This is a genomic window from Cyanobacteriota bacterium (assembly GCA_027618255.1).
In the GTDB taxonomy this organism is placed as follows: Bacteria; Cyanobacteriota; Vampirovibrionia; order LMEP-6097; family LMEP-6097; genus JABHOV01.
The window spans coordinates 1-23101 of sequence record JAQCFG010000032.1; the positions used below are offsets into that span (position 1 = coordinate 1).

Annotated in this window: 25 protein-coding genes; 8 read left to right on the forward strand and 17 right to left on the reverse strand. The window is 38.8% G+C overall.

The genetic code is table 11. The features are described from left to right. Window positions 1-70 precede the first annotated feature (70 nt). Both O3C63_05660 and O3C63_05665 read right to left on the reverse strand, forming a co-directional pair. Window positions 71-1267 (reverse strand): hypothetical protein, encoded by a 1197-nt coding sequence (locus O3C63_05660; GenBank protein ID MDA0772410.1) that lies wholly within the window; start codon window positions 1265-1267, stop codon window positions 71-73. A gap of 66 nt (window positions 1268-1333) precedes the next feature. Beyond that, window positions 1334-1504 (reverse strand): hypothetical protein, encoded by a 171-nt coding sequence (locus tag O3C63_05665; GenBank protein MDA0772411.1) that lies wholly within the window; start codon window positions 1502-1504, stop codon window positions 1334-1336. Window positions 1505-1570: 66 nt separating this feature from the next. Here O3C63_05665 and O3C63_05670 point away from each other — a divergent pair, with 66 nt between their 5' ends. Continuing rightward, complete coding sequence (locus O3C63_05670; GenBank protein ID MDA0772412.1) at window positions 1571-2575, forward strand: ribose-phosphate pyrophosphokinase; 1005 nt, start codon at window positions 1571-1573, stop codon at window positions 2573-2575. Window positions 2576-2637: 62 nt separating this feature from the next. On the opposite strand, the gene O3C63_05675 is transcribed toward O3C63_05670, so the two are convergent. After that, on the reverse strand, window positions 2638-2886 hold the full coding sequence (locus O3C63_05675; protein MDA0772413.1) for a hypothetical protein: 249 nt from the start codon (window positions 2884-2886) through the stop codon (window positions 2638-2640). Window positions 2887-2940: 54 nt separating this feature from the next. Between O3C63_05675 and queG the strand changes: the two genes are divergently transcribed. Continuing rightward, complete coding sequence (queG, locus tag O3C63_05680; protein MDA0772414.1) at window positions 2941-4029, forward strand: tRNA epoxyqueuosine(34) reductase QueG; 1089 nt, start codon at window positions 2941-2943, stop codon at window positions 4027-4029. A 70-nt stretch (window positions 4030-4099) separates the two neighbouring features. Here the strand turns inward: queG and O3C63_05685 are convergent, their stop codons facing one another. The 4 genes from O3C63_05685 to O3C63_05700 all read right to left on the reverse strand — a co-directional run bounded on the left by O3C63_05685 (window position 4100) and on the right by O3C63_05700 (window position 9595). After that, window positions 4100-5521 carry a PstS family phosphate ABC transporter substrate-binding protein gene (locus O3C63_05685; protein ID MDA0772415.1) on the reverse strand — a complete coding sequence of 474 codons (1422 nt, stop codon included), beginning with the start codon at window positions 5519-5521 and terminating at the stop codon, window positions 4100-4102. Window positions 5522-5684: 163 nt separating this feature from the next. After that, window positions 5685-6833 (reverse strand): DNA polymerase III subunit beta, encoded by a 1149-nt coding sequence (gene dnaN, locus O3C63_05690; protein MDA0772416.1) that lies wholly within the window; start codon window positions 6831-6833, stop codon window positions 5685-5687. A 720-nt stretch (window positions 6834-7553) separates the two neighbouring features. Next, window positions 7554-8093 carry an adenylyl-sulfate kinase gene (gene cysC, locus O3C63_05695; GenBank protein MDA0772417.1) on the reverse strand — a complete coding sequence of 180 codons (540 nt, stop codon included), beginning with the start codon at window positions 8091-8093 and terminating at the stop codon, window positions 7554-7556. Then, entirely contained in the window at window positions 8090-9595 is a 1506-nt protein-coding gene (locus O3C63_05700) for a hypothetical protein (GenBank protein MDA0772418.1), read from the reverse strand. Before O3C63_05700 ends, cysC begins: the two co-directional genes overlap by 4 nt. A 162-nt stretch (window positions 9596-9757) precedes the next feature. On the opposite strand from O3C63_05700, the gene O3C63_05705 reads away from it, so the two are divergent. From O3C63_05705 to O3C63_05715, 3 genes are read left to right on the forward strand one after another with little or no spacing between them, the layout of a single operon-like run. Further along, entirely contained in the window at window positions 9758-10594 is an 837-nt protein-coding gene (locus O3C63_05705) for a TlyA family RNA methyltransferase (protein ID MDA0772419.1), read from the forward strand. 39 nt (window positions 10595-10633) lie between these two features. After that, the gene (locus tag O3C63_05710; protein MDA0772420.1) at window positions 10634-11479 is read left to right on the forward strand and encodes an NAD(+)/NADH kinase; all 846 of its coding nucleotides are present in this window, start codon (window positions 10634-10636) and stop codon (window positions 11477-11479) included. A 35-nt stretch (window positions 11480-11514) separates the two neighbouring features. After that, a complete protein-coding gene (locus O3C63_05715) occupies window positions 11515-12228 on the forward strand; it encodes a hypothetical protein (protein ID MDA0772421.1) in 714 nt (237 codons plus the stop codon). 65 nt (window positions 12229-12293) lie between these two features. Here O3C63_05715 and O3C63_05720 read toward each other — a convergent pair whose 3' ends face one another. The 8 genes from O3C63_05720 to O3C63_05755 form a co-directional block, all read right to left on the reverse strand. After that, window positions 12294-13031 (reverse strand): aminotransferase class IV, encoded by a 738-nt coding sequence (locus O3C63_05720; GenBank protein MDA0772422.1) that lies wholly within the window; start codon window positions 13029-13031, stop codon window positions 12294-12296. Further along, window positions 13021-14178, reverse strand: a complete 1158-nt coding sequence (locus tag O3C63_05725; protein ID MDA0772423.1) for an anthranilate synthase component I family protein — start codon at window positions 14176-14178, stop codon at window positions 13021-13023. The genes O3C63_05720 and O3C63_05725 overlap by 11 nt, the downstream gene beginning before the upstream one ends. Beyond that, complete coding sequence (gene folB / locus O3C63_05730; GenBank protein ID MDA0772424.1) at window positions 14099-14476, reverse strand: dihydroneopterin aldolase; 378 nt, start codon at window positions 14474-14476, stop codon at window positions 14099-14101. The genes O3C63_05725 and folB overlap by 80 nt, the downstream gene beginning before the upstream one ends. Continuing rightward, complete coding sequence (locus O3C63_05735; GenBank protein MDA0772425.1) at window positions 14476-15036, reverse strand: hypothetical protein; 561 nt, start codon at window positions 15034-15036, stop codon at window positions 14476-14478. Before O3C63_05735 ends, folB begins: the two co-directional genes overlap by 1 nt. After that, complete coding sequence (locus tag O3C63_05740) at window positions 15029-16135, reverse strand: S1 RNA-binding domain-containing protein (protein ID MDA0772426.1); 1107 nt, start codon at window positions 16133-16135, stop codon at window positions 15029-15031. Before O3C63_05740 ends, O3C63_05735 begins: the two co-directional genes overlap by 8 nt. 506 nt (window positions 16136-16641) lie before the next feature. Further along, entirely contained in the window at window positions 16642-17082 is a 441-nt protein-coding gene (locus O3C63_05745; GenBank protein ID MDA0772427.1) for a hypothetical protein, read from the reverse strand. A gap of 8 nt (window positions 17083-17090) precedes the next feature. Next, the gene (locus O3C63_05750; GenBank protein MDA0772428.1) at window positions 17091-18041 is read right to left on the reverse strand and encodes a glycosyltransferase family 9 protein; all 951 of its coding nucleotides are present in this window, start codon (window positions 18039-18041) and stop codon (window positions 17091-17093) included. Continuing rightward, window positions 18038-18934, reverse strand: a complete 897-nt coding sequence (locus O3C63_05755; GenBank protein ID MDA0772429.1) for an ATP-dependent 6-phosphofructokinase — start codon at window positions 18932-18934, stop codon at window positions 18038-18040. The genes O3C63_05750 and O3C63_05755 overlap by 4 nt, the downstream gene beginning before the upstream one ends. A gap of 143 nt (window positions 18935-19077) precedes the next feature. Between O3C63_05755 and O3C63_05760 the strand changes: the two genes are divergently transcribed. Continuing rightward, the gene (locus tag O3C63_05760) at window positions 19078-20133 is read left to right on the forward strand and encodes an ATP-dependent 6-phosphofructokinase (GenBank protein MDA0772430.1); all 1056 of its coding nucleotides are present in this window, start codon (window positions 19078-19080) and stop codon (window positions 20131-20133) included. A gap of 168 nt (window positions 20134-20301) precedes the next feature. Here O3C63_05760 and O3C63_05765 read toward each other — a convergent pair whose 3' ends face one another. After that, window positions 20302-20760, reverse strand: a complete 459-nt coding sequence (locus O3C63_05765; GenBank protein MDA0772431.1) for an EVE domain-containing protein — start codon at window positions 20758-20760, stop codon at window positions 20302-20304. Window positions 20761-20816: 56 nt separating this feature from the next. On the opposite strand from O3C63_05765, the gene O3C63_05770 reads away from it, so the two are divergent. Further along, the gene (locus O3C63_05770) at window positions 20817-21338 is read left to right on the forward strand and encodes a hypothetical protein (protein MDA0772432.1); all 522 of its coding nucleotides are present in this window, start codon (window positions 20817-20819) and stop codon (window positions 21336-21338) included. After that, window positions 21338-21898 carry a hypothetical protein gene (locus O3C63_05775; protein ID MDA0772433.1) on the forward strand — a complete coding sequence of 187 codons (561 nt, stop codon included), beginning with the start codon at window positions 21338-21340 and terminating at the stop codon, window positions 21896-21898. Before O3C63_05770 ends, O3C63_05775 begins: the two co-directional genes overlap by 1 nt. Before the next feature lie 23 nt (window positions 21899-21921). On the opposite strand, the gene O3C63_05780 is transcribed toward O3C63_05775, so the two are convergent. Then, the coding region (locus tag O3C63_05780; protein MDA0772434.1) for a radical SAM protein at window positions 21922-23101 on the reverse strand (1180 nt) is incomplete at its 5' end.

Sequence of the window (23101 nt, forward strand, 5' to 3'; positions counted from 1 at the left end):
ACAGGCGTTGACTATATTTCAACTAGCATAAGTTTTACTAAGGCTAACAATATAGATTTGTCTATGATGATTACGGAGCTGCATTAAGAACATCTGTTCTTGCAACTTCAAGCCATGCTTTAACTAGATCATCATAGATTAAAGTCAAAGTATCATTATTTCCCATGGTAAATTGAACACCAGAGTTTAATACCACTTCTGTAGTTGCGGCATTGCTATCATCTGCTTCATGATTTACAGTAACAGTATTAGTATCATGCATCCCTCTAAGAATAAGGAATTGACCATCTGTTGTACCTGCGGCGATTTGATCGCTCGTTGTAGCTAAAACAACTGCCGCGCCTTCACCCTGTATTCTTACAATAGAACTGCTTGGATTAATAGTACCTGCGCTACTAATATCCTGGGTTGCTGAAGTCCCTAAAGATAAAGTAGTAACTGTTGCGCTTGTTACGACAGCATCATCAACTAAAGTAGTTGCTTTTGGTGCAACGAAAATATCTGGCAGAATGAAAGTTGTTACATTGCTAGCATCAAAAGTAGAATCAGCTGCAAAAGTCACATTACCAAGAGTTACATTAGTACCTGAGTCTAAAGCTGCTGCTGTATCAGCATGTGTTGCGTCTGCAACGAAACCAACAATATTGGCTGCTGTTAATTTCTGAATTCCAGAACCATCTGCTGAGTTAATCACATTAGCTGTTAATGTTCCTGTTCCAGATGTAACGTTTATAACCTTAGCGTTTAATTGTCCTGGTCCAGTCGTCAAATCTATATTTGTTGCAGAAATACTACTTGTAACATTGATAGATCCAGCACTAAGTAACCCGGTCATAGTCAAAGCATTCAAACCACTAATAGTTGCGTCTGTTAAATCAATCGCACCGGTAAAAGTAGTTGCAGCAGTAATATTAAGAGTATCCGTTGTTGAATCATTACCAATTACAGTTGCACCATCCAAAGTCACATTATCAAAATCTATTGCCGCACCTGCAAGCGGACCCCAAGTTGCTAGACCCCCATTGTCAACAGCCTTAAGTACATAACCAGCTTCGATAGTATCTCCAAAATTACCGCGAATCATGATATCACCATTAACATCCAACTTGGCCGCTGGCGCCATAATACCAAGCCCTAAGCTCCTGCTAGCAGGAATAAACTCCACATCATTACCAATCGGAATGGCTCCGGCCGAACTAAATAGTCCACCCACCAAACTCATCAAAACTACAGCACCCAAAATCTTTTTAATCATCATAAAATCCACTAAGTGAATCTATCCACTTTGAGATTAAGGTCTGTTTATGAACCTGTTATTCAAAATAAGAAGAAGTTAATCTTCAAAGATAATGTGTTTAGCTTCTTCTTCATCACCCTCAAAAGCACCAAATTGCTTGGCTTGATAGAGAAAATAGCCCGCTATAATTGCAAAAATGAGGCAAATGAGACCTGGCCCTAGCCATATCCAGGCTCCTGCTTGATTTAATACACAATTGGGACACATCTGATCTTCTCCGAGAGACAGTATAACTCACGTGGTAGAATATGTACATATATGAGCGAAGTGATTATGGACATATTAGGACTACCAAAATCTCTAACTAAATTAACTGCTGACGATAGTAAGCAGATAAAGATTTTTACTGGTAGAGCGAACCCTCTATTAAGTAAGGAAATAGCCAAAGAACTTGGACTTGAACTTGGCAAAATCAAAATCAAACCCTTTTCTGATGGTGAGCTTTATGTCCAAATACAAGAAAGCGTTAGAGGCTGTGAGGTTTTTTTAGTACAGCCAACTAATCCACCAGTAAACGAAAACCTCGTTGAGCTTTTGATTATTATAGACGCACTCAGAAGAGCATCAGCCAAAACTATTAATGTAGTGATGCCTTATTTTGGTTACGCTAGGCAAGATAGAAAAGCAGCCGGAAGAGAACCGATCACTTCCAAGCTCGTTGCCAAGCTCATTGGCGAAGCTGGCGCTGACAGAGTGCTTTGTTTAGATCTTCATTCAGAACAAATCATTGGATTTTTTGACACATTGGTTGATCACGTACATGCCATGCCTGTACTCAATGACTACATTAGACGCTTTATTGGGACTGATAATTTAGTTATCGTATCGCCTGATGTAGGCGGCGTATCAAGAGCAAGAGCCTTCGCTAAGCGCCTTGGTGACGCTCCTATAGCGATTGTTGACAAACGCCGTTCTTACGACGAACAAAACGTTATTGAAGTTATGAATGTAATCGGTGAGGTTGAAGGCAAAATTGCAATCATTGTTGATGACTTGGTTGATACTGCTGGCACTGTTTGCAAGGCCGCTGAACTAATCAGAAGTAAAGGAGCCATCAAAGTTTATGCTTGTGCTACTCATGGAGTACTTTCGGGTCCTGCTTACGAACGTATCGAAGCATCTACAATTGAAGAATTTATCATCTGCGACTCTATACCAATTAATCCAATTTGGATTCAATCTAAAAAAATGAAACAAGTCTCTGTTGCTCCTTTCTTGGCTGAAGCCATTAAGAGAATTTATACTGGTGATTCTGTTTCCGGTTTGTTTGATGACTAGACATCCTGCAAAACGATGTTTTGCTAGTGATGTCGACACCAAAAGGTCAAAACTTGACAAATCTAGTAGTCATCGAAATAACTTGAACCCAGCGAAACGCCTCTACTGGCTGCGCCTTCATCGAGACCGAGCCTCATTTCTCTAAGTCTTGTTTTTAGATCATAAAGATCTCTTCCTGAAGCTTGTTCTTTTGCTTGACCAGAAAATTTGGAATTAATACCAAACGATTGTTTTTTCTGCAAACGTTTATTAGAGTCTGGCCCTTCGCCGAAACCTCGTGATCTTGATGCTGCTCTACTGTTTGCAACCATATTAGTTTCCTAAGATAGTATTAGCTTACTAGGCTAGAATTAAGAACAAGTTAAATGCAAGAAATTAAAGACAAAATCACTCAAATAGCACAAGATATTGGTTTTAATGACATTAGTTTCATTGACGCTAAACCACTACTCAAGTCCGAACAACATTTTTTAGAATGGCGCCAAAAGGGTTTTGCTGCTGATATGAACTATCTGCTTAAAGACAATCCTATTAACGCCCGGCCCCAAGAACTTCTCAAAGAAGCCAAAACCATCATTATGCTAACGGCAAACTACTATAGCCCCTGCCCGCCAAGACCTTCTCTCAAACATGGGCGCATCGCGGCTTATGCAACCGGGCTTGATTATCACAAGGTACTAAAAAACAAAATACAAGAACTAATCAATCATCCAAGTCTTGAGGGTATCTTTAAGAATTCCAAATTTTTTACTGATGCTGTTCCTTTGCTAGAAAAATCATTTGCCAAAGAAGCTGGCTTAGGCTTTCGCGGCAAAAATACTTTATTACTTTCAAAAGAAACTGGTAGTTTTAATTTTATTGCAGAGATCTTGACTGATCTTGATTTAAGCAATCATTACCAAACCCTAGAACGCGGCAATGATATTGGCTGTGCCAAATGCACCCGCTGCATCGATATCTGTCCCACAAACGCTTTGCCCAATCCCTACCAGCTTGATGCGCGCAAATGTATTAGTTATCAAACAATTGAAAACCGCGAAGAAATTCCTCAAGAGCTTCATCAAGGCATTGGTGAGTGGTTGTTTGGTTGTGACCTTTGTCAAACTATTTGTCCTTATAACAAAAAATCTAAGCCCTCTACCTTCAAGGAATTTGAACCAGAATCTGGGTTTGGGCACTGGCTTTATTTACCCGAGCTGTTAGATTTAGAACTTGGCAAACACAGAGATATCAGTAGTTTAACTAAAGCTCTCAAGAAGCATAAATTCATCGACGAGCAGGCATTGCCTACAATAAAAAAATATTTAATGAATAAAAATGAAATCAAAGAAGAGGATCTTGATCATATTTTTCAAATCAAATTTGCTAGAACCCCGTTATTAAGGACAAAGCGCAAGGGTTTGATTCGTAATGCCAAAATTGTACTAAAAAATTCGTATCATTGCGAGGAGTGAAACGACGAAACAACCTAATGCAGAGTTCAAACCTGTAACTAAATTGACATGCCTTGGCTCATATTGACACTTACAAAATCCCAACCAAACCATAGTCAGGCAATTTAGACTGAGCCATCTCTGATCTCATAAAGTCAATCACCTTGGCTACTTCATCGGCGATTGGTCCAGCTGTAACCAAATATAAATATCTAGTAAGCGGATACTCACCACGCTTAATAGCGTTAAAATCAACTTCACCACCAGCATCTAGCGGACTAGAACCTCTCTCATCAAAAACTGATGAGATCTTGATAATTTTGACCAAGCTCGATCCCTTGACAGCGCTCAAACTAGCAAAACCAATAGCGTTGGGATCGGCTGCAACCAAGTCAATCATTTGAATTGGATTATAAACATGGATCACATCAGAAAGCATTGGTTCCAAAAACATCACTCGATCTGAGAAAAATGCGTAGGTGCCACTTTGTTTAGAAAGAGAGAATCTAGTTATTTTTTCTTTGCTGCCTACATAATCCAACTCTCGCCAGGTCATTAGTTTTCCGGAATAAATTTGTTTAAGCTGATCTACAGAAATCAATTTAACAGGATTAGATTTGTGAGTAAAAACTACAACTGAATCAAGTGCAATCTTATGGTCGGCTATTGGTCTATTGTTTTTTATTGCCCTTCGTCTATCATCAGCGCTAGGAATCTTGGAGCTTGAGGCAAGATTGCTTTTGCCATTAATCAAATCCTCTATCGCTTCTCCGCTGTCACCACCAACGACATTAAGGTCTATTTGAGGATATTTGGCTCTGAACAAAACCAAGTTGTCTCTTAATAAATTCAATAAAGAATTAGTTCCATTAACTTCTATTCTCTTGCCGATACTCTCCCTGGCAACAGAACTAAGTTGTTTGTCTGAACGGTACTCCTTGACCAAGCTACTGACTCTAGTGGCAGATTTATCAAAAAAGAAACCATAAAAACTAAAACCGGCAAAAATTACCAACGCCATAAACATTAACGGGGCAACAACACCAATGGATTTTGCTTTCTTTTTTGTTTTCTGATTTGTTTTCTGCTTGGGCTGGACTTGTGTTTTGACTTCTTGTTTTCTTGGAGCAACAACTTGCTTAAAATCTCGATGCGCAAGATTTTTAAATATATATTCAACACCTTTTTGTAGATAACGATTAGTTTGTGATAGGTTTTCACCTATATCAATTGAAATGGAATTGAGGTCTGATTTATACCTAAAAAATAATTCGAGTGATCTTTTGATTTTTTTGCGTTCTTTAATTTCAAGCTCTGGTAAATCAATATTGCCTTGTGAAACATCTTTATCAAGTGCGTTAATTAAATTATTAATTTCAATAGCAAGCGAAAGCATCTCACTAATTTGTATAAGTGAATACTCTCCTGATTGTCTGTGACTATCAATGTGTACAGAAAAATCTAATATACTGAGGAGTATTTTCTGTTTAAGATCAACGCTCTTTAAAACCATCCTGTTCCTATGAGCTAATAACTAGCTTATACAAAAGCTCCTTTGTTGCTAAACTCACGGATCCAGACAAAAGTTCTTCAATTAATTCAGCCACTCTTTCTTGAGATTCTTTATCCATGCTTATATTTTAATCCAAATTAGATTTACAGGGGTAATTACAGGATTAGGCATTTGATTCATGCTTAATAGGCATTATCAAATGTAGGTAGTTTTCGTCCGATATTGGCTTTATCAAAGCCGGATTCAAAGAACCAATCATGGAGATTTGTATATTCTCTGAGTTAATATGCTTCAAAGGCTCAACTAAATACTTGACATTGAAGTAAATATTAATTGGCTCACCAATATATTCAATATCAATATTGTCAGCTGCTTTACCAAAATCTTGATTACTTGATTCAATCTCCAGGCTACCTTCTTTGAATGATAATTTAACCAGATTAGTAATCTCATTTGCCATCACAGCGACCCTCTCAAGGCATGAGATCAATTCTTTACGATTAACTTGGGCTATCTTGTTCTGTCCTTCTGGGACAAGCTGTTTGTAACGCGGGTAAGTACCTTCAAGTAATCTTGAAATAATATATCTATCTTGAGTAAAGAAAACTATTTTATTAGCCAAAAAACTAATTCTAATTTCTTCATCAACACTAGTTTCCAAAATCTTTTGTACATCACTAATCACCCTAAGAGGTACCACAACTTCTTTACGACTAAAATTGGAACTTGATGAATCCTTCTCTAGAACTAGTTCATAGCTTGAAAGTCTATTACCATCAGTTGCAGCAAATTCAAAAATCGTTTCGCTAGACTCTGTGTCTTCTCTTATAGCTAGGTAAACACCACCTAAAATATTATTAAGATCATACTTTGAAGCCGAGAATTGTACTAGATCAAGAATTCTAGAAAGCTTGTCTTTATTAATTGTGACAAATGAACTCGATTCTTCTTTTTCGATTCTAGGAAAATCATCTGAAGCAACACCAACTAAATCAAAATTGGAGTGTCTACAAAGAAGATTTGTTTTATTTGTTTCACGATCAACAGTAATTATCACATCATCATCTTCTAATTTACTAACAACCTCTTCAAGCTTGCGAGCTGAAATAGTTATTGAACCATCGATTTCGTTACTTGAAGGTATTATTGCTTCAATCGTAAAATCAAGATCTGTTGCATTTAGCTTTAAATAGCCATTTGAATTTTCTAATAATATATTATTCAAAATTGGCTGAACGCCCTTGCTTGGAACAGCTTTTGAAACTGCTTTTATCGCCTTATCTAAAATTGTCTTTGGTACTTTTAATTTCATAATTTATCCTGATCTCTTTAAATCATAACCCTTTTGATTAAAACTTGTTTTTTTACTTTCTATCTGATATCTATCTATATATAAATATAAATAGTAATAGTAGAGAAGCTTTAGGGCTGTAGAAAACTCTATTATAGCTTGCTAACAAAGGGAAATATACATGTTCAAAACTTTACAAAACTTTTTGGCTAATGTTTAAAACTGGCCCAATATCTCTTTATTAATGTAATACGAATTAATTATTGACAAGTTTTGAACATTCTCTATTGAGTATTGGGCCAGTTATGGCTTACTGTTATCTTAAAATATTCTTAATGGCGTGACTACTCAGGTCTAAAGTAAAAGCTCAATAAATTGAGGCAAAGTCCTTTATACGCGAGTCTTAAGAAGCTTATGCACAAAACAATTTATCCGAAAAATGCCTGGAGGCATTTCATAGCTTGAAAGTAAATTCTGCGTTGCGTGGCAGAATTTACTTTCAAAAAATCTAACCAAGTCTCGTGTTTAATCTTGCCGAAGCCATTTTTCGGGAAATTCGTTTTGTCATAAGCTTCAAACTGAAAATCTGAGAGCAGCTGCCCTATTTGTAGCAAAGTTGGTAAAACCCAGCTTCGTAGAAGCTGAGCACTTTGCGGAGATTGCTTTTTTGAAAATTCGTTTATACACTGTTTTGATGTTAAAGACCTTGACTAGATGATATTTACAACTGAATAGTTGCTACTAATCGCAATAATTATTTGTAATTAAATAGTCAATAATTTTATCAACCGACTCTTCAACACTTTGCTTCTCGGTTTCAATCAAGATCTCTGGATTTTCAGGTTCTTCATAAGGATCAGAAATTCCGGTAAATTCTTTAAGTTCGCCAGCTAGTGCTTTTTTGTACAAGCCTTTGACGTCTCGTTTAATCACTTCTTCAATACTTGTTTTGATATAAACCTCAGCAAATTGATCACTCAATGAGCGTGCCATGCTTCTTGCTTCTTGATAGGGAGCAATTACTGGAACTAAAACAAGTACATTGTGTTTGGATATTTTACCAGCAAGAAAAGCAATTCTTTCTATATTAGTAAAGCGATCTTTTTTACTGAAACTCAAATCAGCACAAAGATGTTCGCGCACCGCATCACCATCAAGAATTTCAATGGGGAAGTCTGGATTGCTTTCAATTAATTTATCTCTAAGTGCTTCACTGATTGTGGATTTGCCTGTGCCTGAAAGCCCGGTGAGCCAAAGAGTTAGTCCTTGCTTGAGTTTCATTGCAGCTCACTAGTGCTTGTTTCAAGAACCTCAATATCAATTAAAGTATCTTGGGCTAGTGTGCCCTCGAGAATTAAATCAAGCCCATTAGTAATAGCCGATTCCATATTGATTTCTATTGGGATTAATATATTTTTAGTAGCGCTTGTTGTAAGCGGCACTTTGTTTTTGACAAAAGTATTTTGGGAAGTGCTAATGGCTGCGTTAATTGGGAAACTAATTTGATAATTGCCGTTTACGGCATCAATTGTGGTAATAGAAAAGGCTCCGTTCCCGTCCAAGTTTGGGCTGATTTTTTGTTTGGGTTTTTTTGAATCAGAGAGTTTGATTCGAGCTTTTTTGTTTTTGTTTAAGTCAGAGCTTGTGACAAAGGCGCCGCTCAGGTCTGTACTGGTTGTTAAGTTGGCAGTGATTGTGGCTTCATCAAGTAACAAGAGCTGTTTGTTACGCTTGGCATTAACGAGATCTTGACTGAAGCTAAGTGTACTTGGGCTGATAGTTATATCAGTCAGTGGAATGCCTAGGGGTTTGATTCGATATTTGACATTGTCTTTAACAATTAAATTGCCAGGCAAAGTTATTTGTGTATTTTCAAAATGTGTTGCTAGATTTACTGTGAAATTCAATCTCTGAGCTTCTCTTACGCTCATTAAATTGGAGGTGTAATCGGTCAATAAGTAGTTTTCTCTATTAGCATCGACGACACTATCACTGTCAACTGTGAAGCTAAAGTCTGGGGTAATTTTGCTTACTATGCCATTCTCTGTATTGTTGGATTTGATAACTAAATTTGATAATATTGGATCTAAGCTTGGATCAAAGAATGCTGAGCTGACAAAACTAATATAGTCTTGGTCGTGACTAACTCTTAGCACGAATCTTTTTTCTATATCTGAAACACTGCCGGTGTCACCATTTGAGTCTTCTGAAACACTGAGGAAAAATGCTTGTGGAACAGTTATTGGATCTCCGTTATTGTTTGTTGAATTGCCTCCACTATTTCCTCCTCCATTGCCACCACCACTGTTATTGTTGGTAGTTAGAGCGGGTCTAGCGGTGATGCTAGTCGATGATTGAGCTTGAGGAGGGTCGCTGTTTACTTGAGTTCTGGTTAGCCAGTATTGAAAAATTATATTGGTTTTTTCTGCGCTGATTTGGAAACTATTACTTCCGTTGAAACCTACGTTGGCAATATCATCAGTAATGCTTCTAATATTGAAAGTACCTGTTAGTGGTTTACCATTAACGGCATTAAAAAAAGCCTTAAGCCTACCAGTATCAAAACCAGTTGAGGATTTCAGGTCGAATTCCGCTTTCACAGTAATGCTATCGCCAATTCTTGGTTTGGCTGGCGTGATGGTGACATTAAGGTTTTTGATTCTGTGTCCATTAATCGCGCTAGCTCCAAGTGTTGCAAATAAAAGGATTAATAAAGCTAGTTTAGTCTTATTCTGAGCAAGGCGAATACCTCGAAGCTTATTCGGCTTTGAAACGAAGATCATTGAGGAAACAAGTTGCTTCGGGGATGAGCTGCGCGATGAACGACGCGTAGCCGGTGCCCGAAGGGCAGAAAATTCCGTAGATACCCCGCCTGCTTGCAGCGGGGAGTAGGAATTTTCAGGCGGAGTGTCATTTAACATGGCTATTAAGATTATAATACATATATGGCAAAGCCCAAACTAAGGCTCGATAAGTTACTGCTGGATTTAGGTTTTTTTGATAGTCTGCAAAAAGCACAGACTTGTATCATGATGAATGGTGTCAAGATTGATGGCAAGTGGATTAATAAAGCTGGTCAACAGATAGTTCAAGAGTCTTTTTATGAGGCTTATGAGCAGAACCCAGCCTATATAGAAGTAGAAGATAAATTATTGCCTTATGTTAGTCGCGGGGCTTTGAAGATGAAAGCTGCTCATGAAGCCTTTGGTTTAGATTTTACTGACAAGGTTATCCTTGATATTGGCGCTTCAACAGGTGGTTTTACTGATTATGCTTTGCAAAACGGTGCCAAAAAATCTATTGCGCTTGATGTTGGTAAAGGGCAGTTACATTATAAATTACAGAATGATCCGAGAGTGATTAATTTGCAAGGAGTTAATTTTAGGGAGGTTGAAAAAATTGACTTAAGTCAATTTCCGGGAGAAGGGAATGGGGAGAGGGGAATAGGGCTTGTAGTTATAGATGTTAGTTTTATCTCTTTAGTCACCATTTTGGAAAAACTAAAATCCTTACAAAAAGAATCCTTCTTCCCTAATTCCTCTCCCCTAATCCCAAGCAACAACTTACAAGTTGTTGCTCTACTCAAACCACAGTTTGAAGCCAGTAAAACGATAATGGACAAATGCAAGGGAGTAATTAGAGATGATAAAATCAGGCAAGAGGTTTTTGCAACTACTATCGCTAAGATTCAAGCACTTGGCTATGAAATCAAGTCAGAGATTGAGTCACCGGTAAAGGGAGCTAAAGGCAATATTGAGTTTTTACTTAACTTGATACAATAAGGTCAAGGCAAACTTGTTAAAGGACTACCAAGCTCGATTATGATAAAAGAAATCGCAATATTTTTTAATCCTCTCAAAGCGCAAGCTCCTGCTTTTGCTCGTGCGCTTGCGCTAGAACTTGAAGCGAAGTCTTTGCAATGCTCAGTGATGGAAGCTCAAGCTAATAACACTAATTGGAGTGAATTAAAGAAGACGACTGATCTTGCTGTTGTGATGGGTGGCGATGGGACATTTCTTTGTGTGTCTAAGCAAGTATTTAAACATCAGATCCCTTTACTGGGAATCAATTTTGGACACCTTGGTTTCTTGTCAGAGTATGGTGACATGGAAGTCAAAGAACTTGCTGAAGCGATTGCTAATAATGATTTGGTTATTCAAGAGCGATCTTTGTTGCAAGCGGAAGTGCCGAGCCTTGGCAAAAAAGTAATAGCTTTAAATGAAGTGGTTGTCTCAAGAGATTCTAAATCCAACTTGCTTTATACCGATTTGTATATTGATGATGATTTATTACATTCCTTTCGATCTGATGGCATTATAGTTAGCACGCCAACGGGATCAACGGCCTACGCTTTGAGTGCTGGCGGGGCGGTGATGGATCCCAATATTAAAGCTTTTGAGATCGTACCAATTGCAGCTCATTCACTAGCCAGCAGGGCGCATGTGATTTCTGACGAGCAATGCATTGTGCTAGAGACCAAGGACAACAAAGCTAATTTCTTTATGCAGGCTGATGGTCAAGATTTGCTTGAATTGGAGCCTGGTGCTCGGATTGTCTTTAGTAAAGCTGAGTATAGTCTTAAATTAGTTCAACTTAAGGCATCATATCGTAGTTTTTATAGCATTCTACGAGATAAGATGAAGTGGGGAGCAATTGGCGCAGAATAAGATGAACTTGTTGTGTTCTAGTGAAATGGAGACGAATGGCAAAAGCAATAGAATTTGAAATAGGGAAATATATCAATGAACTCAAAGGTATTGATGATGTTTTGTATGACCCAAGATCTTGGTCACCGGAGTCTTTAACAGAGGCTTGTAATAATTTAGAGTTTTTGGTAACGTCGGGAGACTATAACGATAGACCTGGTTTTGAATTTGAGTTTGTAGTATTGCAATATTTATTTCGACGCTTTTTTTATCTCGCTCATCAAACTGGCTTGTATAATCCTCAACGTAAGCTTTGGGCACTACTTGCACAAACCAAAAAAGTAAAAATCAAAGACTATAAGATTTGGAGCCGTACAAACCAAGAGCACACTAGAATCAGTGATATAAAATTGCAAGACCACAATGGATTTTATATCAAAGCTAGGATTGTGCATCCTGGTTCACTGATGGAAATGCCTGGTTTAAAGCCATTACTTAGAGTCGGTTCTAAAAAATGTCTTGGCTTATTTTACTTCTCGCAGCAAGAACCAAATGAAAAACTATTGAAGAAAATCAAAGCGAAAACCAATGCCAGTGATCCTTTTGATAGATTTAAGGCACCAATCAAAGAGGCGAGTCTTAATATTGTTCGTTATCAAGTAGAGAGTGGCAAATTTGCCTTTAAGTTAATTTATCCAGATTTAGGCAAAGACATTGTTACGCATATGGATTTTGCCAATAAGACAGGTCAAGCGGCTGTAGGGGTATAATAAAAGCATGATTTCCTCATTTGTAAAAGGTTTTCTTTTTGGTTTTATGGCTTTGGTGTTAATGCTTAAGCTTGGCGATAGAGACTAACTTCTTTGATAAATATCGAATTAACCAATACAATTTTAGTTTCTAAATCATTTTCTGTATAAAATCCCTCACGAGCATCAAGCTTTTGAATCAATTTTGCTCGCATTGTACCAGGCAAGATTCCGCAATCTAGGTGAGGAGTATGCCATGTGCCAGCTTGATCTTGGAAAAAAATATTAGTAAAACTAGCTTCGCAAAGATGACTATTTTCATTGGTCCAGATTATTTCATCGCAATTAGGGAATTGGGGAATAGCTGGTCGGGGATAGAATTTATGTTTCCACTGTGGATCTTTGGAATCAATTTGAAACTCTTTGGGCAAGAGGATTTTAACCTGCCATGCTTTTGTAAGATCCCGCGTGTAAGGTTCTATCTCCATAGTGAAACTAGAGTCTTTGGAATAAAGAAGTCTGAGTTTGTAAATTCGTGTGTCATTGCGAGCGTTAGCGAAGCAATCTAAAACTCCTGGCAATGACGGCAACTTAGAAAAACCAACGGGTTTATTGAATTGATATTGAGCTTTGTTTTTGATTTGATTTTGGATAAATAAAATAAAGTTGTGTAGACTAGATTGACACGTCGCATTCGCTCCTCGTAATGACAGCGCTTCAATACTATTCAATAACCTCTGGCAGTGTGCTTCAAGATCATAAACAATAACCATGTCTTCAAGCTCTTCGACTCTAAGACTTTCAAGCAGTTGATTAATTTGCATTAAAAACCTCTAGTATTGTTTGAGCTTTAAGATAGCTTTCTTCTAATTCTCTTTGCGGATCAGAGTTTGCGGTGATGCCAGAACCCACATGAAAACTCGTCTCATTAGTTGTTTTATCAATTATAATACTGCGAATTAGAATATTAAACTCTCCGCCATCTTTGAATTTGAAATAACCCATGCTGCCTGTATAAGGTCCTCTGGGACTTGATTCAAGCTCTTTGATGATTTCCATTGCTCTGATTTTGGGCGTGCCGGTGATAGAGCCGCCAGGGAAAGTCGCGGCAAAAATATCTTTAAACTTGGGCAAACCGCTTTGTTTGAGCTTGCCACTAACAGTTGAAACTAAATGATAGAGATTTTTGAATTTGTGTGTAGCAAGAATCTCTGGGACTTCTATCGAGCCTGTTTGACAGATTCGACCAAGGTCATTGCGTATCAAATCAACGATCATGATGTGCTCGGCTTTTTCTTTGCTTGAAGCTAGTAAGTAATCAAGTTCTTTGAGACTTGCTGTGCCTTTGATCGGAGAAGAGGCAATCTTCCATTGCTGCGGGAAGAGGGGTTTGATGGAGAGAAAGGATTCTGGCGAGCTGCTGATAATTTGGTATTTTTTGAAATTCATGTAGCCCATATAGGGAGCAGGATTGAGTTCTTTGAGTCTTTGGTATAAATCTAGCCCGCACGCCTTATTCCCCTTCACAATAAAACGGTGCGTAATATTGGCTTGATAAATATCTCCTTCTTTAATATAGTCCTGGCATCTTTTTACTGCTTGGATATATTTTTCTGGATCAGGATAAATAATGTGACCAGCAGATAGGATGCGGGGACTAGGCAAAGACCGGCCCTTCCCCCTATGCCCTATGACATCTTCCCTAATTTTCTCATATAGCCCAAACTCACAATCACCCTCATAGTTGATGTATCCTGCAAAGCCAGCGTCTTCCATCTCTAGCAGCTCTGGGTTCCTAGCGAGGTAAGCATCTAGTTTATCAAGAGAGTCAAAGATTTCTATCGGGTTAGAGCTGGTAATTTGTTTGCCGCTTGGATCTTCAAAACAAAAGTTATAGTCTTGATCTGTAGATTCTAATACTGGGCTCTCCGCTAAATTGCTCTGCGTTGACGATAGTTTTTTTGACTTCAACTAATACTCCTTCAAGTTTGTCAAATTTGCTAAATAGCATTGTAATTATCTCACGAGCGAGATGTTCTATTAACAAATATTCTTTGCTTTGCGCAAGCCGCCTAATAGCAAGGGATACAGCGGCATAGTCAATGCTGTCTGCTACCTTGTCTGAGAGTCCTGCTCTTTCTAAATCAAGCTCAAGTTCTAAGTCAATCAGTAAAGATTGACCAAGCTCTCTTTCATAATCATAAATCCCAAGCTTGGAGTAAGCCTGAATATTCTTGATGATTATGCAATCAGTACTTGCTTTTGGCATTAACTGGTAATTTCTGACTTAAGTCTTTTGAGCCTATTGGCAAATTCGGCAGTAAGCTCTTCAGATTCTTTGAGGCTCTCTTGAGAAGAAGTGAAACGTATTTGAATGTCTCTATTACTTTCTTCAAGTTCTTGAATCTTGGCTTTGAACTCTTGTTCAATTTTGTGATGCTCTTGCGGAGCTTTTAGCTCTTTTGTTTCTTTTGCTGTAGCACTTTGTTTTTCGATTTGATTTTGGAAGAATTTGATTTTGTCTCTAAGTTCACTAGTTTCTTTTTGACTTCTTTCGACTTCAGCTTCCAGTTTTTTAAGATCTTCAGCTTTTTGATTGAGATGCTGTTGTAATTTACCAACTAAACCTGATTCATCTTTGTTGATACCTTGCATTTGGTTAATAGCTTTGCTGATAGATGACTGTGCACGCTTGAGTGACTCGCTTTTGCGATCACCAAAAATGCTGCTAAGTAGTCCTTTGCCATTATTGATTTCCTTGAGTACTTCTGTGCGTGCGCTCTCAAGCAAATCTCCAGTTTCTTTTAGTATTGATTCTTGTTTAGACATGTTCAATCTCCTTCTGCTCCTTCTGATCTACTTGGTCGTCCGGTAAACTTGTTTTAATGGGCTTGATGCCCATTCTTTTTTTATCAGCTTCTAAGTTGATAACTTCATATTCAATCTCTTTACCTAGTTCTGGTTTGTCGGCTTCATTGAATAGTGATTTATGTAAAAGTGCTTCTACTCCAGGGATAACTTCAACAAAAACACCGAACTCTGCTTGGGTTACAACTTTGCCTTTGCCTTTGTGCCCGATTAAGATTTTGCTAGCAACGTCAGACCAAGGGTTGGCATTGGTTTGTTTGATACTTAAAGCGATTCTGTTTTTCTCCGTGTCTATTTTAAAGACAACAGCTTCGATCTCTTCTCCTACTTTAATTACATCGCTAGGTTGTTTAAATCTAGTCCAGCTTAATTCTGAAGAAGGAATCAAGGCATCAATGCCACCAATATCAACAAAAGCGCCAAACTCGGCGATTCTGACGACGGTACCTTTGATTTTTTGTCCTTTAGTTATAGTGTGGAGAATAGTTTTAGCCCTCTGTTCACGTTTTAGTTCTGTAATGGTTCTTTGATTAAGAATAATCTTGTTTCTGCTCTGATCATGTTCATGAACCTTGCCTGTTATCACAAGCCCTATCCATTCTGTTTTGTCTTTGCTCTTAAGCGGCTCTTCACGGATGTCTACATAACCATAAGGAATAAATCCAGTTTGTTTAGTCTCAATTATTTCAACCTCAATACCACTTTTGAGTACTTTGCTGATTTTAAGTTCGAGTTCTATTTCTTTAAGTGACTCGAGTCTTTCCCATTTATGGTTTTCTTCAAGCTGTTTGATTGAAAGCTTGAAAATGCCTGGCTGATTGCGATCTTCAGAGGCGACATAGACCTCTATCACCTCACCAATAGAATAATCTTCTAAGCTTTTGTCACCGAGTTCTCTGGGACTTACGTAACCCTCAAAGCTTCTGGCAATATCTAAATAGAGACCATTTGAATGTTTGGCAAGTACTGTTGCCTTGGTTCTCTCTTTGAGTTGGGGATAGTTTTCCTTTTTCTCTAACTTAATTTCTGCGACATGGTCTGTTTGTGATTTTTTTGACATTCGATTCTCCGGTGTAATTTGAAGCTGTGCTTCGTTGACATTCCCCTTTAAGTAAACATTCAGTTATTGAACAAATACGATTGTAGCTTATTTGGTTCCCGAAATGCAAAAGCTTAATAAAAAATAATAATAGGTATGGCGTGATGGGCATCAGTTTTATCTTGGGTTTGTCGCGCGCAAAGTTGAGAGGAAGTTTATTAATAGACTTACTGCAAAAGTCGGAATTATCCTTAAAGCAAACGCAACATTCGTTGCGGTTGCTACCTTTTTTAAAGCGACATCACTAGCAAAACGGGGTTTTGCAGGATGTCTAATATCAGAAATAATCAGGCTTGGTAATTTTTTTGACCAGTGACTAGTTCTTTGAGTTTGTTTAAGGCTTCTTCACTATCTTTAAGTCTAATAATTTCTCCATTGAATTGGTTGATGGCAAAAGCCTCTTCCAAGAATTTAAAATCATCCTCGTAATCTTCGATTATAAAAATCCTTATGCTCTTGGTTTTGCATTAATTCTCCTTATTAATTGCTTTAAAGAAGAAAGCTGATGATCCGATTAGTCCAAAAGCAATTCCTAAATAGATAAATCCAAAAATATTATAGGGGTCTCCACCACTATCACGCCAGAAGCGTAAACCAAAACCTATACCTACCATTAAACTAATAACTATAATACCGCGCGCTCCAAGTAGTTTGATCCAGCCAACTAGATAGTTAAGTAGTTGATCATCAATCTCTGCAAGAGTTTCAATTCGCCTGTTAACGGCTTTGCGCAAAACAGTAAAAGCTTTGGCTAAACCTATGATCAGCGATAGTGCTAGTAACCATAAATGCCAGTCAGGGTTTTGAAAATATGGCTCAAGCCAGCCAAGTCCACGTTTGCCGATTCGAATGCCAACTGCGATCCAGATACAGCCACACACAAATAATGAGAAATTTCTTGGGTTCATGTTCGTTATTATAAACTGATATCCCAAATACAGCTTGCGTAGCTTTCCTTTAACTTTGCACAGTGCTTCTTTCTACCTGAATCAAGCTGGCATTGACAGTTTGCTGAGACTAATACTTTGGCATCTGGGCTAAATGGTGCGAATCGGGCTGGATCAGTTATCGAAAAGATAGAAGTGATATTGGCGCCGGAAGCTGCACCGATATGCAAGATGCCAGTGTCAGCCGAGTAGAGCATTTTGGTTTGGGCAAGGATTGAGACTAATTCAACTAATGAGGTTTTACCGATGAGGTTTTCTATTCTGTGATTGCCGCGCAAGTCAGGATCTTGTTTGAAATGAGCCTCAAGCTCTTGGCTAAGATCTTTTTCGTCTGGTCCGCCGAGTATTTTGATTTGGTAGTTTGTATTTTTGATTTGAGTTTTGATAAATTCAAGCCACTTGGTAAGCGGGTAAGCTCGGTGGGGTCTTAGTTTGCCGACTCCTGGCACTATGCAAATATATTCTAACAAATCGAGATTTTTTTTAACAAGTGTTCTGTGATCCAAAACCGCATAAGGATCTTTTGTAAGTTCATTTTCTAATTCGGGGTATCTGGCTGTAAAGTAGTTAGCAACGGCGCTTAGCTTGGCGTTGTATTTATAGCAAAATAGTTTTTTGGCTTTGATATAACGTAAGTTGAGCCACCAAGCTTTGTACCACTGAGTATGTAGAAAAATAAACTCATCAGTTTTGCTAGTTCCAACTTTGGCAAAGTCCTCCAAGAAGCTCGCTTTGTTAATAGACCAAACTCGGTCGATATAATCGCAACATTGTTCTAGGAGCTTGACTGTTACTGGGTCACAACAAAACTCAATTCTTGCATCAGGCTCTCGTTCCCTGATGAGCTTGACTAGTGCAAGAGTATGAACTAAATCACCAATGGCTCCTTGTCTGTAAATAACTATACGTTTACTTGTCATCCGAGCTGGGTTAATATATAGTTTTGATTCACTTCAGCAACGGCTTTGAGGCTTTCGCCAGCTATCAAAGCGTCGACAGCTTTGATGCCCATGCTGCTTGCTAATATTCGGTCTCGTGCTGTTGGGCTACCGCCTCGTTGGATGTGACCCAGGATACAAACCCTGAATGATTTACCGCTAGTTGATTTTTGTTCTAACATTTTGGCGATTTGATAAGCGCCGCCAAGCTCATCGCCCTCGGCAACGACAACTATATTATGTCCTTTGACTTGGATCGCTTGATAAATCTCATCAAGATTACTTACCGTCTCCGGAATTAAAATATATTCTGCGCCGCTAGCTTCACCAACTGCTTGTGCTATATCGCCGCAATGCCTGCCCATAACTTCAACAATAAAATGCATTGAATGTGCGTCACCTGTATCGCGTAGCTTGTCTATCACTGTCACAGCGGTGTTGACGGCGGTGTCAAAACCAATAGTAAAATCAGTGCCGGCAACATCATTATCAATAGTGCCAGGTAGTCCGATCATTTGTCCGGACCATTGTTTTTGAAAGGCAACAAGAGCGGCGTAACTACCATCGCCGCCACAACAAATTAAGCCATCTATATTGAGTGCGTTAAGATTGGCGGCAGCTTTTTCTCTACCGGCTTCTGTCATGAATTCTTGAGAGCGAGATGTTTTAAGAATGGTGCCACCTCGCTGGATTATATTTACCGTTTGTTCTCGAGGCAGAATTTTGATTTGATTATCAATCATTCCTTGATAACCTTCGAGAATACCAAAGACTTCAATTCCTTTATCAAGCGCATATCTAGTTGTTGCTCTAATAAAAGCATTCATTCCTGGTGCGTCGCCGCCGCTGGTCATTAAAGCGATTCTCTTGAGCATTGTTTAATTATACGGGGTCGCAACTAGTCATCGGGCATTTTTTGCAAGAATAAGGTTTAAAACATTAGTAAATAGGCTAGAATACCCGATGACTAGATGCGACACCGTATGCTTGCTAGAATATTTATAGGAGAATTTATTTTATGTCAAAAAGAGTTGGAATTTTAACAGGTGGCGGAGATTGCCCGGGACTTAACGCAGTTATAAGAGGTTTGCTTTACAAAGCGACTAAAGAATATGGCTGGGAAGTGCAAGGACTTCGTTATGGCTGGAAGGGTGCTGTTGAAGGAATCACTATTGACATCAATCTTGAAAATACAGAAGACATAGTGCGCGAAGGTGGCACGGTGCTCAAATCATCTCGCACCAATCCTTACAAGATTGAGGGTGGTCCTGAGAAAGTAGTTGAGACGATGAAGAGACTCAAGCTTGATGCGCTTGTAGCAATTGGCGGCGAGGATACTTGCGGCGTTGCTTCCAAATTATTTAAAGACAAAGGCATTAATGTAATTGGTGTGCCAAAGACAATTGACAATGATCTTTCTGGTACGGATGTTACTTTTGGTTTTGATACTTGTATTAATATCGCTACTGATATGATCGATAACTTGCACACTACAGCTAAATCACACGAGAGAGTTATCGTTTGTGAAGTTATGGGACGTCATGCTGGCTGGATAGCGAGTTTTTCTGGAATCGCCGGAAACGCTGACTATATCTTAGTTCCAGAAGAAGAAGTTGATGTTGATGAGCTTTGCAGAGTAGTCAAAGAAGCATATAAGTGCCAGGAGTACGCAATTGTAGTTGCTGCTGAAGGCGCTAGACTTGCTGGGATTGATGTTACTAAAAATCAAGAGCTTGATGCTTTTGGTCACGTACAGCTTGGCGGCATCGGTGAGCGCCTGGCGCAAATTATCGAAGAGAAAACTGGTTGCGAAACTAGATCAACAGTGCTCGGTCACATTCAACGTGGCGGACGTCCGTCTGCTTTTGATAGAGTGCTTGGTACTCGTCTTGGTTGCAAGGCTGCTGACATGATTGAAGCTGGTGACTGGGGCAAGATGGCTGCAATCGTTGGTAATAAAACAGAAGCAGTGCCTCTTGAAGTTGCCGTTGGTACTTTAAAAACACTTGATATGAGTATTCATGAGGATTCTAAGAATTTCTTTGGTGCTAATAGGCTAGGTTGCGCTGCTTAACGCTTTCTATAATTCTAGGAATTTCTGGGACAGCATAAACTGGTATTGAAAGAACTTTGTTTTCAAGCTCTAATGCTTTTTGTGAAACTCGAAGCCCAAATTCAAGCTCGTGCTCTTGAATAAACAGTAGCAAAATTTTTGTATATTTTACATAAAAACTAGGGGTGATTATCCGACCATCGCCAAAATCTCATCCCATTCCTTGGCCTTAACTGGCTGCACCGAAAGCCTAGAACCTCTTTGAACCAGCATCATATCTTTAAGCTTGGGATTGGTTTTAACCTGCTCTAAGGGAATAATTTCTTTGAATTTCTTTTTGAATTTCACCTTGACTGTCATCCAGCGCGGATTGTCTTTAGAGCTTTTTCCATCAAAGTACTCAGACTTAGGGTCAAATTGAGTTGGATCGGCAACGGGCTCCTTGCTGGCGATTTCGGCAAGCCCGGCAATATGTGGTGGCTTTGCGTTAGAGTGATAAAACAAGACTTGATCGCCATGTTTCATCTCATCACGCATAATATTGCGCGCTTGATAATTGCGTACACCGTCCCAAACAGTGGTGCCTTCTTTTTGAAGTGTGTCAATTGAGAAACAATCGGGTTCGGATTTCATTAGCCAGTAGTTCATATGATTTAATTATAGCTTTTTTGTTAGAAAAATTATTTAGTGGGTATAAATACTCTATGTTGAAAAAAATATCAAAGGTTTTAGTTTGTTGTTTATTAGTTTTTAGTATCACTTCTTGCGCAACTTTATTTGGTGGAGGTGAAAGCAGCAGGCTAACTGTTGAATCAGATGCACCTATTAAGGTCAAAGTTATTTCAAGCGAAGGTGAGATTGTAACTAGGACAACACCATTTACTGTGGAGATGGATCGCTCTCAAACATATGCTGTGAGATTGGCTTCTGGTGAATATGAATCAAGTGATATCCACGTTGGTAAAAAATTAAGAGGATTAGCTATTGCTAATTTGGCTTGTTTGCTTTGTTGGGCAATCGATTTGGTTACTGGAAATGCCTTTACTCATAAAAAACATCATATTTTTATTGACACTAAAGAGCTTGTTCTTAAAAAAGCATCTGCTATTGATCAAGGCAAGAATAAATTTACTGCTAGAGTTGACGTAACCATTACAGGAACTGATCCAGATGAAGACGAGGCTATGGTAAAAACACATAGGAAATTAGAGTTTAGCAAAGTATAATGATTAGAAAAATTCAGACAGTCTCTTTCGTTTTTTTGGTAGCCATGCTATTTCAGTGGAACCTTGCGGTTGTTGCTAAAGTAGCTGTTACTACTGAACAGGTGGTACTCAAGGGTTATTTGAAAAAGGAATATAAGGCACAAAGCTTTAATCTCAATAATGAATTAGGCCAAGATCTAGAGATTTTTGATGTTCACTTTACTGGTGATAGACCCTCAGAGAGTGCCACTAATGAGGCTTTAGATGGATCTGGTAACGAAATTGCGATACTCTGGGCATTTGGGCTTAGTTTATTTTGGTTATTCCTTATTCCACTTGCAATAGCATTGGTTGCTACGCCGTTTATGCTGATTGGCAAGGGCTCTAAAAAGAAAAAAACTCGTTTGGAATCTTATATGCTTGGAGAGAAAGGGCCTAGGGAATTGACTATTAAGTCTGGCGAGCAAGAAGAAATAGTTGCTTTGTTTCCTAAAGAACTTACTCAAACAAGGTTGAGCTTTAAATATAAAAATCTTGAGACTAACGAAGTTAGTAGTCATGAGTATAAATTTGTATTCTAATTTGTATTCAACGAACGCTTGATTTAAAGAGATTCTGTACTTATGGACTCAGCAATCCTCTTATGCTCCTCAAGCATCTTCGCTTGCTTCTCACCAACTAAATTAACCCAAGGATACTCAGTCATGGCATCCCAATCATCAAAAACCCAATGCTTGTAATCCATAGGATCAAGGAGTTTTTTGTAGATATTAAAGCCAGTATTGCCTGATTGATAGACTTTGATCAAGACCTCGTTAATAGAGCGGTCGCCCCTACTTATAAGTGCTTGAACTTGCGCCCACTTGTAGCTTTCCTCGCGCACGTCGATGCCTTGTGGCTTGAGGGCTTTGATTAGTTTTTTGAGTTTGGCTTCTGCTGTTTTGTCGACACCATAATCCTGAAACGGCGTTTGAGCTTTGGGCGTAAAGATAGAGCAGCCCCAAACTATTTTAAGTTGCGGGCTTGCTTGCTTGAGTCTAGTGAGAAGATCAATCGTTGCATCGATATCTGCTTCAGTTTCATGTGGCAAGCCGACCATGCCGTAGAGTTTTACTTGTTTGATGCCGCCTTCAAAAGCAAATTGACAGGCAGCAAAAATAAATTCCTCTGGCAGTTTTTTGTTGATGATATCTCGGAGTCGCTGAGAGCCAGTTTCAATTGCGATAGTGAGGTTTTTGGTGCCTGATTCGACTAACAGCTGGCACATCTCCAAAGTCACTGTAGAAGCGCGCATAGAGGCGACTTGGACTTTGGGTTTCTTGGGATGCTTCACTAAGTATTTAAGTAAATCGATAAACTCAGGATGTTGAGTGACGCTCGCGCCAAGCAATCCGATATTATTGCTGTACTCAAGTAATTGATCAACCTTGGGGATGAGATTTTGTTCAAGCGGGGCTGCTCTAAAGGGCAGGCTCAAATAACTTGCCATACAAAAACGACACATCTCTGGACATGAACGTGCCACTTCAAGCAAGGCGGTATCTTGCCAAGCAGAATCAGGCGCAATGACCGAGCTCATTTGCAGGTCTGAGCTTTTGCTTTTTTGTCGTTGGACTTTGTTTTTTAAAGAAGGTACATAGATTCCGGGGATCTGGAGAAAGGCGTCATTGTGAGGAGCGGAGCGACGTAGCAAGCCCTTTGCTGTGGCGTTAAGAGCCGTTTCAATAATGGCTTCTGTATTATTCTCGCAATCTCCAATTGCAATCAAATCAAAAAACTCAGCC